14 protein-coding genes are annotated in these 13,650 nt (G+C 55.5%); 6 read left to right on the top strand and 8 right to left on the bottom strand.

All coding sequences use genetic code 11. The annotated features are described in order from the left end of the window. Positions 1-28 precede the first annotated feature (28 nt). The 7 genes from J5069_RS15090 to J5069_RS15060 form a co-directional block, all read right to left on the bottom strand. Positions 29-1,174, bottom strand: coding sequence for a glycerate kinase (locus J5069_RS15090; RefSeq protein WP_264644656.1), 1,146 nt, complete (start codon positions 1,172-1,174; stop codon positions 29-31). A 16-nt stretch (positions 1,175-1,190) separates the two neighbouring features. Then, positions 1,191-2,504, bottom strand: coding sequence for a GntP family permease (locus tag J5069_RS15085; RefSeq protein WP_264644655.1), 1,314 nt, complete (start codon positions 2,502-2,504; stop codon positions 1,191-1,193). A 495-nt stretch (positions 2,505-2,999) separates the two neighbouring features. After that, positions 3,000-4,262 carry a diaminopimelate decarboxylase gene (gene lysA, locus J5069_RS15080; protein WP_264644654.1) on the bottom strand — a complete coding sequence of 421 codons (1,263 nt, stop codon included), beginning with the start codon at positions 4,260-4,262 and terminating at the stop codon, positions 3,000-3,002. A gap of 108 nt (positions 4,263-4,370) precedes the next feature. Then, a complete protein-coding gene (locus tag J5069_RS15075; RefSeq protein ID WP_264644653.1) occupies positions 4,371-5,363 on the bottom strand; it encodes an ABC transporter ATP-binding protein in 993 nt (330 codons plus the stop codon). 1 nt (position 5,364) lies between these two features. After that, entirely contained in the window at positions 5,365-6,150 is a 786-nt protein-coding gene (locus tag J5069_RS15070; RefSeq protein ID WP_264644652.1) for an ABC transporter permease, read from the bottom strand. Positions 6,151-6,170: 20 nt separating this feature from the next. Continuing rightward, on the bottom strand, positions 6,171-7,013 hold the full coding sequence (locus tag J5069_RS15065) for an ABC transporter permease (RefSeq protein ID WP_264644650.1): 843 nt from the start codon (positions 7,011-7,013) through the stop codon (positions 6,171-6,173). A gap of 85 nt (positions 7,014-7,098) precedes the next feature. Next, on the bottom strand, positions 7,099-8,169 hold the full coding sequence (locus J5069_RS15060) for an ABC transporter substrate-binding protein (protein WP_264644774.1): 1,071 nt from the start codon (positions 8,167-8,169) through the stop codon (positions 7,099-7,101). A 97-nt stretch (positions 8,170-8,266) separates the two neighbouring features. On the opposite strand from J5069_RS15060, the gene J5069_RS15055 reads away from it, so the two are divergent. Further along, positions 8,267-8,401, top strand: a complete 135-nt coding sequence (locus J5069_RS15055) for a hypothetical protein (RefSeq protein ID WP_264644649.1) — start codon at positions 8,267-8,269, stop codon at positions 8,399-8,401. Positions 8,402-8,621: 220 nt separating this feature from the next. Then, positions 8,622-9,545: a LysR family transcriptional regulator gene (locus J5069_RS15050; protein WP_264644648.1), complete on the top strand. Its 924-nt coding sequence runs from the start codon at positions 8,622-8,624 to the stop codon at positions 9,543-9,545. An 8-nt stretch (positions 9,546-9,553) separates the two neighbouring features. Here J5069_RS15050 and J5069_RS15045 read toward each other — a convergent pair whose 3' ends face one another. Then, entirely contained in the window at positions 9,554-10,465 is a 912-nt protein-coding gene (locus tag J5069_RS15045) for a LysR family transcriptional regulator (RefSeq protein ID WP_264644647.1), read from the bottom strand. A gap of 134 nt (positions 10,466-10,599) precedes the next feature. On the opposite strand from J5069_RS15045, the gene J5069_RS15040 reads away from it, so the two are divergent. From J5069_RS15040 to pspG, 4 genes are all read left to right on the top strand, one after another. After that, positions 10,600-11,478: an MBL fold metallo-hydrolase gene (locus J5069_RS15040; RefSeq protein ID WP_264644646.1), complete on the top strand. Its 879-nt coding sequence runs from the start codon at positions 10,600-10,602 to the stop codon at positions 11,476-11,478. Continuing rightward, entirely contained in the window at positions 11,466-12,122 is a 657-nt protein-coding gene (locus tag J5069_RS15035) for a DsbA family protein (protein ID WP_264644645.1), read from the top strand. The genes J5069_RS15040 and J5069_RS15035 overlap by 13 nt, the downstream gene beginning before the upstream one ends. A gap of 109 nt (positions 12,123-12,231) precedes the next feature. After that, complete coding sequence (dusA, locus tag J5069_RS15030) at positions 12,232-13,236, top strand: tRNA dihydrouridine(20/20a) synthase DusA (RefSeq protein ID WP_264644644.1); 1,005 nt, start codon at positions 12,232-12,234, stop codon at positions 13,234-13,236. Between the two features lie 162 nt (positions 13,237-13,398). Beyond that, the gene (gene pspG / locus J5069_RS15025) at positions 13,399-13,620 is read left to right on the top strand and encodes an envelope stress response protein PspG (RefSeq protein ID WP_264624700.1); all 222 of its coding nucleotides are present in this window, start codon (positions 13,399-13,401) and stop codon (positions 13,618-13,620) included. Positions 13,621-13,650: the final 30 nt, after the last annotated feature.

The raw sequence follows: 13,650 nt of genomic DNA, 5'->3' as shown, positions 1-13,650 counted from the left end.
TCTTTCCCTTTTTATTACTGGCGCTTAATTATGCTGCCGCTTTTTTCAACAGGCGGCCAATATTCTCGCACGCACGTTCCATATTAATCGGGCCATCTTTCAGCAGCGCTTCAATATTGTCTGCACGCGGAATAATGCCGAAAATGGTGTCGATGCCTTCGCCGTACAGCGCTTCAACGCCTTCGCCAACGCAGCCGGATACCGCGATAACCGGTACGCCCTGCGCTTTGGCAGTTCTGGCAACGCCGTAAGGGGTTTTACCGAACTTGGTTTGGTAATCGATACGCCCTTCACCGGTAAAGCAGAAATCCGCACCGACCAGTTTGTCACTCAACCCGCTGAATTCGACGACAATATCAATGCCTCGACGCAGTGTGCATTGGGTGAAAGCCATCAGCCCTGCGCCCAGACCGCCCGCCGCACCGGCACCCGGCACAGTGGCAATCTCTTTGCCCAACTGATTGCGGATTACCGCCGCGTAGTGCGCCAGATTGTTATCCAGCTGTGCGACCATCTCCGGCGTTGCTCCTTTCTGCGGACCAAAAATCGCTGATGCACCCTGCTCGCCGCACAGTGGGTTGGTAACATCACAGGCCACCTGAATATCCACCTGTGCCAGACGGCTATCCAACCCGGAAAGATCGATATGGTGCAAACGATCCAGCGCGCCGCCACCGCGCGGCAGCGTGTTGCCCGCTTCATCATAAAAACGCACACCCAGCGCTTCTGCCATACCTGCGCCGCCATCATTGGTTGCGCTGCCACCGATGCCCAGAATGATTTTCTTGATGCCTTTGTCCAGGCAGGCACGAATCAGTTCACCGGTGCCGTAGGTGGTGGTCACCAACGGGTTTTTGGTGTCGAGGTTAACGAATTGAATACCGCTGGCAGAGGCCATTTCAATCACGGCAATCTCGCCGTTACCCATGATGCCGTAGCTGGCTTCAACCGTTTCTCCCAACGGTCCGGTCGCGTTTAACGCATACAACGAGCCTTCGGTGGCATCAATCAGCGACTGGGTGGTGCCTTCACCGCCATCCGCCATCGGAACGTGCACGAAATTCGCTTCGGGGAATACCTTACGCAACCCTTTTTCCATCGCGTTACACACTTCTTTCGCCGTCATGCTCTCTTTAAATGAATCGGGCGCTAATACAAACGTTTCGTTTTTCATTGTGGGTTGCCTCAAACTAAAGAATAAAGCCGTACAGCACGGTAGCGACAAGGGTCATGGTGCCGCCGACAATCGCTTCGTAAGGCAGCAAGCCCATACGCTGTCTGATGGTCATGTTCATGCTCTGTGCTGTGACGTGGAAATAGTTGCCCTGCGGCAAGGAGTCGATCACGGTGGCTCCGGTGTGTACCATCACCGCAGAGGCAATCGGCGCGATGCCGATAGTGGCGATGGCGTTACCGAAGGTGCCGGTCGCCAGAATGGTCCCGGTGGAGGTGGAAGCCGTGGCCGCCGCCATCAAAATGCCGGAGATAGGTGCCAGGAAGGTGCCAGAAATGCCCATGACATTAATCAGTTGCACCACCTGGGCCGACAGGTTGGATGCGGCAATCAGGCCCGCAATCGCACCAGCACCAATCAGGATCAGCACGGTAGCGGTCATTTTTTCCAGACCTGATGCGGTGTAGGCAATCACCTTGTGCTTTTGCCCCATGGCAATCAGCCCGACGATACCGGCGATCGGCAGTACATACATGGCATCCAGCTTGAACGCGGTCAGCGCACTAATGTGGAAAATGGAACCAATCGGGTTAATCATCAGTAAGATAACGGCAACCGCTGGCGCGACGATGGCCTTGCCCAGCGTTGGGTAGGTTTTGTCATTTTTCGCGCTCTGGGTGCCGTAGGCAGCGGCAGCTTCTTCACCACTTACCATGATCCCTTTATTTTTCAACATCGAAGCGACAACCACAGTAATAATCAAACCGAATACGGCAGGAATAAAACCGGCGATCATCACGTCGCTTAAATTGAGGTGAAAGCCGTTTGCTGCGGCAATGGTATTGGGGTTTGGCGATATAATATTCCCCGCTTTACCGCCGCCGGAAAGCGCCAGTAATAATGCCAGTTTGGAAATCCCCATTTTATTACCTACTGATAACGCAATGGGTGCGACAATTAATACTGCGACGGGAATAAATACCCCCACTGCGGTAATGATCATGGTAGCCAGCGCCAGCGCTAAAATCGCTTTGCTCTCCCCCATCTTCCTCACAATGGCCTGGGCGATGGTTTCCGCCGCGCCCGATTCCATCATCACGCCAGCCAGTACACCGGCGGCCAGTACGCGGATTACCGTACCCATCACGCTCTGCGTGCCAGACGTCAGCAGCCCGATAGTCTGCTCAAGATTGCCACCGCCGATCATGGCACCGAGAATGGCGCCGAGGAACAAGGAGTACACCGGATTAATTTTTTTCAGGATGAGCGCAATGGCAATAAAAAGACCAATCAACGCCCCGTACCATGCCAAGGGTTCTATGGTATGCATAATGAGACCTCTTATATTTTATATGTCTTCGACAATAGGGTGCTAATGCAAATACATTCCTGGTGGAATCTGCATTATTTGATGCGGTAATAAATTACGCCGTTCTAAATAGCTTTCTTTCGAAAAAAATCAGAATCGATAAATAATTCCTTATCACATGCTCTTATGGATTGAGAATTATTCTATGACTTGGCAATAAAATAACCTATGTGTCGTAACACGAAAAAATTGGGCATTTGTATAAATATTTTTGTGTTGCAGAACAAGAAAGCGAGAGGTTTATCACATTGCGGGGGGAGAAGAGCCGCATTCCTGCGGCTGAAATTCCTTTTCGGTATGTCCGGGTTTCCCGGCGAATCACGACGAGGGGCGCTCCGGCGGCTTACGCCGCTACGACCCCATCGCCGCACTTCACCTAACAACGAACTTCGTCAGCGGTCTGGGCCGCATTCCTGCGGCTTAGCGTGGCGTCATCGAGACCTCAATACCACGTGGTTACAGCGCCTCGAGCGCCAACAATTCCTCGATGGTTTGGCGGCGGCGAATCAGGCGTGCTTCACCGTTTTCGAACAGCACTTCCGGCAGCAGCGGGCGGCTATTGTAGTTGGAGGACATGGAGGCACCGTAAGCGCCGGTGTCGTGGAACACCAGATAGTCACCGACCTGTACCGCAGGTAACGCCACCGTTTCCACACCGCCGCCAGCCTGTTGCGTAAACACATCACCGGATTCACACAAGGGCCCAGCCACTACGGTATCGCGCAACGGTGCGCCAGCAAGAGAACGCTCATCTGCTGGCAGCAGCGAGATATGGTGATAGCTGCCGTACATGGCGGGGCGCATTAGGTCGTTAAACCCGGCGTCCACCAACACGAAGTGGCGGCTACCCATGTTTTTGACGGCACGCACCTGTGCAACCAACACGCCAGACTCCGCCACCAGAAAACGTCCCGGTTCGATTTCCAGCGTCACCGGGTGACCAAGGTGCGTCTCAATACGCTGACGCGCTCCGTGCCACAGGCCAAAGTAGTGCTCGGTATCGATAACCGGTTCACCCGCGCGATAGGGAATGGAAAGCCCGCCGCCTGCGGAAATGGCTTCAACATCCTGACCAAACTCAACCACCTGACGCACCATGGCATCACACACTTGCTCCAGATGGCCGTAGTCCACGCCGGAACCGATATGCATATGAATGCCAACCAGCTTCAGGGAGTAGCGTTGGATGTGTGCCAGCGCCAGCGGTAAATCGGCATACCAGATGCCGTGTTTGCTGTTCTCACCGCCGGTGTTGGTTTTCTGGCTGTGGCCATGACCAAATCCCGGATTGACGCGCAACCACACTGGGTGACCGGGCTGGGCTGCCCCCAACTGCGCCAGCATATCCACTGAACCGGCATTAACCGGAATATTCAGCTCCACCACACGCGCCAGCGTCGGCGCATCCAGCATGTCAGCGGTGAACACAATCTCGTGATCTGCCGTACCCGGCACAAACCCCGCCACCAAAGCGCGCTCAATTTCTCCCAGCGATACCGAATCCACCTTTACACCTTGTGCGCGCATCAGACGCAGAATATGGGTGTTGGAACAGGCTTTCTGCGCGAAACGGATGGTGTCAAACTGACGCAGTTGTGCGATACGCGCCACGATGGTGTGCGCATCATAGGCCCACACCGGGCATCCAAAACGAGCGGGTAATTCGCGCAGGCTATGTGCGTTAAGCGCGTGGGTGAGGTCATTCAGATCGTGCGGCATAGGGTTTCCGTGCAACAAAAGGGGAGCAATGACCACACGGTAACGGGCAGCAACGATTTAAACAAATATCGGTTTTCGCATATCCTATTCATCCATGATATGGATTAGCTAGGCCACCTCACGCAGCGCATCGGCGGTAATATGCACCCCCACCACACTGCCCGTGCGGTACAGATCGCTCGGTGCACGGTTGAGTACATCCACAGCCAGCTCTACGCCGTTAACCACTACCCGGTATCGCACCACGTTACCTAGCAGGCTGTGGTTAAGGATCTCCCCGGTGATGCCCTGTTCAGGCGCACCCAGCGTGATGGATTCAGGGCGAAGTGCCACCTGACCGGTGAAGTGTTCTCCCGTCAACTGTTGCGCCTGCGCGGCACTCAGCAGGTTATAGCTACCGATAAAGCTGGCGGCAAACAGGTTGGCAGGCTGGGTATACAGCGATACCGCATCGCCATCCTGCACGATCTCCCCGTTGTTCATCAGCACGATACGATCGGAGAGCGTCAGCGCCTCTTCCTGATCGTGGGTAACAAAAATCGCCGTCAGGTTCAACTCACGCTGAATGCGACGGATTTGTTCGCGCAGGTGGCGGCGAATACGCGCATCCAACGCGGAGAGCGGCTCATCCAGTAACAGCAAACGCGGTCGCGTGACCAACGAGCGCGCCAGCGCCACGCGCTGACACTGGCCGCCGGAAAGCTGGTGCGGATAACGGTGGGCAAACTCATTCAGCTCGACCAGCGCCAGCACCTCGGCCACCCGCTGGCGAATTTCCCCCGCACCAAGTTTTTGCATCTTTAACCCGAAAGCCACGTTACCTTCTGCCGTCATGTTGGGGAACAGCGCATAGTTCTGGAACACCATGCCAATGCCGCGCTTTTGTGGAGACACCGGCACGATATCCTGTCCCTGTAGCAGGATCTGCCCGCTGTCCACGGGCGTCAGGCCTGCCAGACAACGCAACAGCGTCGATTTGCCGCAGCCACTCGGCCCCAACAGGGTAACGAACTCCCCTTCCGACGCCGAGAAATCGATATTGTGGAACACCTTGGTCGGCCCGTAGTGTTTATTGAGCTGTTTGACATCAAGATAGGACATATCAGGATTTCTCCCGGTTAAGAAAATTAGCCAGCCAGGTCACCAGCAGCACGACGAAGAAATAGGAGATCACCAGCGCACTGGTAAAGTGCCCGCTGTCATTACGCTTGTTGTAGAGATACACCTGCAACGTTTCAAAGCGGGTGCCAACCAGCAGGTTGGCAAACACGAACTCGCCAATCAGGAAAGAAAACGAGAGCAACACCGCGATCATCACGCCTTTACGCAGATTAGGCAGCACCACCCACAGCGCCGCCTGCCAGGTGCTGGCACCCAGCAAATGCGCCGCATCGAGCAGCTCTTTGAGGTTAATCGCCTGAATGTTGTTGGAGATGGCGCGATAGATAAAGGGTAGCGCGATAGCAAAGTAACAGCCGATCAGAATCCAGGGCGTGCCGGTAATGGCGAGCGGACCAGAGGAATAGAGCTGCAACAATCCCACGGAAGAGACCACCGGGGGCACCGAGAACGGCAGCAAAATCAGCACGTTCATGACTCCATCCAAACGCGGAAACCGCCAGGCGATGACAAACATCGCGGGTAACACCAGCAGCAGCGAAAACAGCAGTGCGCCAAAGCAAATCAGCAGCGAATGGCCCAGCGCCACCAAAAACCGGCTATCGCCCCACAGGGCAATAAACCACTTCAGCGTCACGCCGTTGGGCAAAATGGTGGCTCCCCACTCTGTCGCCAGCGCATAGCCCAAGGTCGCGAGCAGCGGCAGCAGCAGAATCAGCAGCACCAGTAAGACCACCGTCTGATGGTAGCGCCGTTCAATGGATGACATGGCAGCCTCCGGTCAGGGGATTAGGGCGCGGCATGGAGATAGCTCCGACGCAACAACCACTGATGCACAACGGTGATCAGCGCCATCAGCAGCACCAGCAGCACGGAAAGCGCGCTGCCAAGATTGGGATCGAGGGTGATGTCCCCGGCAACCAGCGCGGCAATACGTATCGGCACCACGTTGAAGTTACCCGTGGTGAGCGCGTAAATGGTGGCGTAAGCCCCGAGCGCATTGGCAAGCAGGATAACAAAGGTACCGAGCAACGCGGGCATCAGCACCGGAATGCCGATGTGCAGCCAGAAGCGCCAGCGCGGTGCGCCCAGCAGCGCCGCCGACTCTTGCCACTCCGTGCGCAGCCCGTCAAAAGCGGGATAGAGCAGCAATATTCCCAGCGGGATTTGAAAATAGGTATATATCAGGATCAAGCCGTCGCGGGAGTAGATGTTGAACCCGTCGATCACGCCATATTTTTTCAGTAATAAGGTAAAAAAACCGTTCAGCCCCACCATAATCACGAAGGCAAAGGCCAGCGGAACGCCCGCGAAGTTGCTGGTCATATTGGCAAATGACAACACGAAGCGCTGCAAACGCCCCGTCCCCAACTGGCGCAGCGAGTAGCCGCCAATCAGAGCGATGATCACGCCGTAGAAGCTGGACCAAAACGAGATATCCAGCGAAAAACGGATCGCCTGAAGGTAAAACGGCGAGGAAAGGATATCGCTATAGTTCGCCAGCCCCCACGCCTCTTCGGTTTGGCTGTAAAAACTGTTCACCAGGATCCAGATAAGCGGCGCTATCTGGAACGCAAAAAAGACGGCAAAAAACGGCAACAGGATCCCTGCGACCAGCCAGTTTTTTTTCACGCGTTATCCTCCCTCTGCGGCGTGGATCAATACGTCCTGCACGCCTCCTATCCGGGCACGGACAGGGTGCGCACAGGAGCAGGCCTTACTGTTTCATATTGATAATCACGTGCTCTTGCCACTGACGCGGCAGCGTTTTCACGGTTTTATCCCAGGCTTCGCCGTCAGCGATTGGACGCACGCTTTTGTACTGTTCTTCCGGCAACAGTTTAGCCTTCACATCGTCCGGCAGCGTGATGTACTGCGCGCGGATCGGGCGCGCATAGCCGCGCGCCAGATTGATCTGCCCGGCATCAGAGAAGATGTACTCACGTGCCAGCTTGGCCGCATTGGGGTTTTTGGCATATTTATTGATGATAGTGGTGTAACCGGAGATCACCGAACCATCGGAAGGGATCAGCACTTCAAAGCGATCTTTGTTGATTTTATCGCGGTAGTTCAGGCCGTTGAAATCCCACACCACGCCAACCTGCACCTCCCCTTTTTCGATATTCGAGATCACCGGATCGGTCACGCCAAGACGGCCCGCCTTCGCCAGCTTGCCGAAGAACTCCAACGCCGGTTTCAGGTTTTTCTCGTCACCGCCCAGCGCAAAGTTGGCGGCCAGCACCCCGCTTACCGCCTGCGACGCCGAGTTAACGTCACCGATGGTCACCACGTAGTTGCCTTTGAGCAGGTCGGCCCAGCTGTGTGGGATCTCTTTCACCTGCTGTTTATCGATAATAAAGGCGATAGATCCGGTATAAGCCAGCGCCCAATGCCCGTCTTTATCTTTAGCCCAGTCAGGCACCTGTTCCCAGGTGGTCGGTTTATAGGGCTGGGTTACGCCTTTTTGCACCGCAATCGGGCCGAACGCGGCACCCACGTCGCCGATATCGGCGCTGGCATTCTGTTTTTCAGCCGCAAACTTGGCGATTTCCTGCGCGGAAGACATATCGGTATCACTGTGCTTCAAACCATAGTGGGCAGAGAGATCCTGCCAGGTATCTTTCCAGTTGGCCCAGCTGTCCGGCATCCCTACGCTGTTTACCGCGCCTTCAGCCCGCGCGGCTTTTTCCAGCACAGCCAGATCCTGCGCCAACACCGGGGCGGAAACAAAAGCGATTGAGGAGAACAGTGCGCTACTGATTAACACGGAAGACAACAATTTCTTCATCATGATGCTCCTGATTTCATAGGTTCGCGACGCTGGTCCTAGCCAGCAATGACTACGCCAATTCAGCACAGCGGGATGAAAGTTATATGTCGGGTGTATGACAACCGTATGTCAGCGCAAGCTGGGAACAGAGCGTACCCAACGGGTGACGCACGACATTCCCGGTCATGGTGAACATTGCGCGATATCGATGTTTGACTCTGGTGAAATGCCCCTGCATGAAGTGCAGTAACCCGATGATAGTTCAGCCTCATGGCTTCATCCATTCAGAGGCCGTGAACACAGTGATAACATTACCGTCATGTGACATTAACCGCAGAAAATATGCTTAGCCATTGATTGAGCAGCCATCAAGCGCGATTTCCTCCGCATTTGGTGAAAAAATAAATAAATCCCGGCCAAGCTATTCATTTATGATATCGGTCAGCGAGGCAACCACGACTGAGGCCACGATGCCGACCATTTCACTGCGCCACATTGAAATTTTTCATGCCGTCATGACCACCGGTAATCTCACCGAGGCCGCCGCGTTGCTCAATACCTCGCAACCCACCGTCAGCCGCGAGCTGGCGCGCTTCGAGCATCTGGTACACATGGCGTTGTTCGAGCGGGTACGCGGACGCCTGCACCCTACGGCACAGGGGCTACAGCTGTTCGAAGAGGTGCAACGTTCCTACTACGGGTTGGATCGCATCATCAATGCCGCGCGCGACATTCGGCGCTTTGAACAGGCACAGCTTTCTATCGCCTGCCTGCCGGTGTTTTCTCAGTCCTTGCTCCCTAACGTGTGCAAACCGCTGCTGGACAGCTATCCCTCGCTCAGCCTGAACGTCATTCCTCAGGAGTCGCCACTGTTGGAAGAGTGGCTGTCAGCACAGCGCCACGATCTCGGGCTGACAGAGAACAGCGTGACGCCCGCAGGCACCGAGCGACATACCCTACTCACGTTGAACGAAGTGTGTGTGTTGCCCGCACAGCACCGTTTAGCCGCGCGCCAGATACTGACACCAGAAGATTTTCGCCACGAGCGATTTATCAGCCTTTCAAGCAGCGACAGCTATCGCCAACTGCTGGACAAACTGTTTGATAACGCAGGAATAGCGCGTGATATGGTGCTGGAAACCCACAGTGCGGCATCGGTGTGCGCCATGGTGCGCGCCGGCGTCGGCATTTCTATCGTCAACCCGCTCACCGCGTTGGACTACGCCGCCTCCGGCGTAGTGGTGCGCCCATTTAGCATCGCGGTGCCTTTTACCGTCAGTCTGATTCGCCCGCTGCACCGCCCGGCCTCCGCGCTGGTCGACACCGTGATTACCCATCTAACGCACTATACGGCAGGCATTGCCGAGCAACTGGACGCGGTGCTGGTGCGCTGAGTCGCTCATTATTCCGCTTGCAGCGCCAGCCAGCGCGGCTCATGCGCGAACCAGTGCACTAAAAAATCCAGCAGCGCACGCAGCGCAGGCGGCATATGCTGACGAGAGGCGTAAATACCGTAAATGCCCATATCCTGCGCTCGATACTCTGTCAGCAGCGGCACCAGCGCACCGCTGGCAAGATGGCGCTGAACCGAATAGCGCGGTTGCAGCGAAATGCCTGCACCCTCCAGCGCGCTGGATAACAACACCAGCGATTCATTGCCGCTCAGATTGCCGCTGACGGGTACGGTAACCGGCTCATTATCATGGGTAAAATTCCACAGACTTTTGCCAAAGTAGGTGTAAGTCAGGCAGTTGTGCAGCGAAAGATCGCTCAGTTGACGCGGCATCCCCTGTTTTGCCAGATAAGCAGGCGCGGCGCACAGCACGGACGCACATTGGCCGAGCGGGCGCGCGATCAGGTTGGGGTCGAGCGCATTGGTGATGCGCAGTGCCAGATCGATACGATCTTCCACCAAATTGATCGCACGGTTATTCATCTGCATATCCACCGCCACACCCGGGTGGCGTTGCAAAAATGCCGTAACCGCCACGCCCAGCGCCGTTTGCCCCAGCGATTGGGAGCAGCTGACACGCAACAGCCCGCCGATAGCATCCACATCCGAGGCGTTTTCCACCCGCATATCTCCCGCCAGCGCCAGCATCTCACGACAGCGTTGTAAGGTTTTTTCACCCGCATCGGTTAAACTCAATTTACGCGTGGTGCGATGCAGCAGGCGTGCCTGCGCCCAGGTTTCCATTTCATTCAGGTAGCGGCTCACCATGGCGCGCGACATGTCCAATACCTCGGCGGCAGCGCTCATGCTCCCCCGTTCAACAATAGCGACAAACACTTCAGCAGCAGTAATGCGATCCATGATTAGCTCGATTTATGCAACAGAGAAGCCACCATTTAGCCATTTTTATTCCGATAATTGCAACTTAAGATAGACCCCGTTGCGTACTTTTAAACAAATCGAATTTTTAACGAATAACGAATGGAGTTCCTGCTATGAAAAAATCGACCTTAACGCTGGTTGCCGCCGCCGTCCTGAGTATGACTACCGTGGCCCACGCCGCCTCCCCGTTGAAGCTTGAAGTCTTTAACCCTGGCGAAGCCAGTATCTTCCCGGTGTCTTCTGCACTGGTTGTCGGTGAACATGAAGTCGCGCTGATTGACGCCCAGTTCCAGCGTAACGATGCGCAAACCCTGTTGGGTCGCATTAAAGCCACCGGCAAGCCGCTGAAAACCATTTATATCAGTCATTCCGATCCGGATTATTACTTTGGTCTGGATGTGATCAAGGCCGCCTTCCCGGACGCGAAAGTGATTGCCACTCCGGCAACCATCGCGGCGATCGAAGCCAGTCAGGCAGGTAAAGTGGCCTACTGGGGCCCGATCATGAAAGAAAATGCGCCGCAAAAGATCATTGTGCCAACCCCGTTGAAGGGCGATAGCTTCACTGTTGACGGTCAGAAACTGGAAGTGAAAGGCCTGACAGGACCGACGCCGGATCGCACTTTCGTCTGGATCCCGTCGCTGAGCACCGTGGTAGGGGGGATTCCGGTTTCCGCCAATATCCACCTGTGGATTGCCGATACCCAAACGCCGCAATCTCGCGCAGACTGGCGTCAGACGTTACAACAGATTGAGCAGTTGAAACCGAAACAAGTGGTGCCGGGTCACTTCCTGCCGCCGATGGATTACAGCCTGAGCAGCGTCACGTTCAGCCTGCAATACCTGAACACGTTGGAAAAAGCGCTGGCTACCAGTAAAGATTCAGCCGCGTTGATCGACACCATGAAAAAGCAGTACCCCGACCTGCACGAAGAGTCCAGTCTGGAACTGAGTGCCAAAGTGCTTAAAGGTGAAATGAAATGGCCGCAGTAACCCTGCACTATATTTATGACCCGCTGTGTGGCTGGTGCTACGGTGCCGCGCCACTGGCGCAGGCCGCACATGCAATGTCAGGCGTCAATGTGGTGCTGCACGGCGGCGGCATGATGACGGGCAGCAACCGCCGTCAGGTCACGCCGCAGTGGCATGACTACGTACTGCCTCACGATCAGCGAATCGCAGAGCTGACCGGCCAGCCTTTTGGCCGACCTTACTTCGATAAGCTGCTGCGCGACACCAGCGTAATACTGGATTCCGCGCCGCCGACGGCAGCCGTTATCGCAGCAGAGCGCATGGCCCACAAGGGCTATGAGATGCTGCACCATGTGCAACGAGCGCATTACGAACAGGGCAGAAAAATCGCTGATGCCGCCGTATTGGCACAGTGCGCCAGTGAGATCGGATTGGACCCCGTTGCTTTTGCCAATGAGTATGCCTTCGTTACCGCTGATGGCCTGGAGCAACATTTCAAGGAAAGCCGTGCATTGCTGGCGAACGTGGGTGGACATGGTTTTCCCACCTTCGTGCTGGAAACCGCCGACGGCAGTAGAGAGATTGTCCAGACGGTCGAATTTCTGGGCAATATGGATGCGTGGCGCGCCTTTTTGCAGGTTAAGATCGGTGGATTTGCTGCGTAAGCGGTATTCACTACCCGTAAGCCGGTGTCGATGATGCCGGCTTTCAATGATACACTGTGCTCAGGTTTCCCTGTATTGGGATCACGATTGACCAGACACAGTAAGACGTATGCACCCATCTTCTGATACTCAGCACCACTTTCCCGCACAACGCTTCTCCATCGCGCCGATGCTCGATTGGACCGATCGTCATTGCCGCTATTTCCATCGTCAATTGACGCGTCAAACGCTGCTGTACACCGAGATGGTCACGACCGGTGCCATTATTCACGGCAAGGGCGATTATCTGGCTTACAGTGATACCGAGCATCCGGTGTCGTTGCAGTTGGGCGGCAGCGATCCTGCCGCACTGGCGCAGTGTGCGCAGTTGGCAGAGCAACGCGGCTACGATGAGATCAATCTCAACGTCGGTTGCCCTTCGGATCGCGTGCAAAATGGACGCTTTGGTGCCTGCCTGATGGCAGAAGCCGAACTGGTGGCGGATTGCATCAAAGCGATGCGCGATCGGGTGTCGATCCCCGTTACGGTGAAAACCCGTATCGGCATCGACGATCAGGATAGCTACGCTTTCCTGTGCGATTTTGTTCAGACCGTAGCAGAGCGCGGCCAGTGCGATACCTTTATTATCCATGCGCGCAAAGCCTGGCTTTCTGGCCTGAGTCCGAAAGAGAATCGCGAGATCCCGCCGCTGGATTATCCGCGCGTCTATCAGCTCAAGCGCGATTTTCCGGCATTGACCATCGCCATTAACGGCGGGGTAAAAACGCTGGAAGAGGCAAAAACCCATTTGGCGCAGCTCGATGGGGTGATGATGGGGCGCGAAGCCTATCAAAATCCCGGCTTGCTGCTGGATGTCGATTCGCAACTGTTCGGTATTGATGCGCCCGCCGTCAGCCCGTTTAGCGTGGTGGAAGCGATGTACCCTTACATTGAGCGTGAACTGACGAACGGAACCTATTTGGGCCATATCACCCGCCATATGCTGGGCTTGTTCCAAAGTATTCCCGGCGCGCGCCAATGGCGTAGACACTTAAGTGAAAATGCCCACAAACCCGGCGCAGGCATCCCGGTGGTGGAAGCGGCGCTGGCGCTGGTGCGCGATCGCGTAGCATAAAAAACACTAACAGTTAGTCAAAATAACCACAACCTGCCGTCCGCATCAACATTCCCTTCTGATAAATCAATACGTTATCAGAGGGGAAAGGTTGGCATGCTTCTTGTAATACCCCCGTAGCGATTGCCGTTAGCACGGCACACCTGACTGAGGAGAGGAATCATGCTGGAATTTTTGTTCGTTGTGGGCTTTTTTGTGATGTTAATGGTCACCGGAATTTCACTGATTGGCGTACTAGGCGCGCTGGTCATTGCCGCGGTGGTGATGCTGGTGGGTGGATTGATTGTCACCGCCATCAAAGTGCTGCCCTGGCTGCTGCTGGCGGTGGCGATCGTCTGGCTGTGGCGTTACTGGCAGCAAAAACCGCTGCGTGATTACCGCTGACACCGCGCGTTGTGACGGCAGCAACAAATA

Source organism: Candidatus Symbiopectobacterium sp. NZEC127 (assembly GCF_025962675.1).
Classification (GTDB): domain Bacteria; phylum Pseudomonadota; class Gammaproteobacteria; order Enterobacterales; family Enterobacteriaceae; genus Symbiopectobacterium.
Note: the sequence above shows the minus strand (reverse complement) of the source record. Positions and strands in the feature narration are given on the sequence as shown.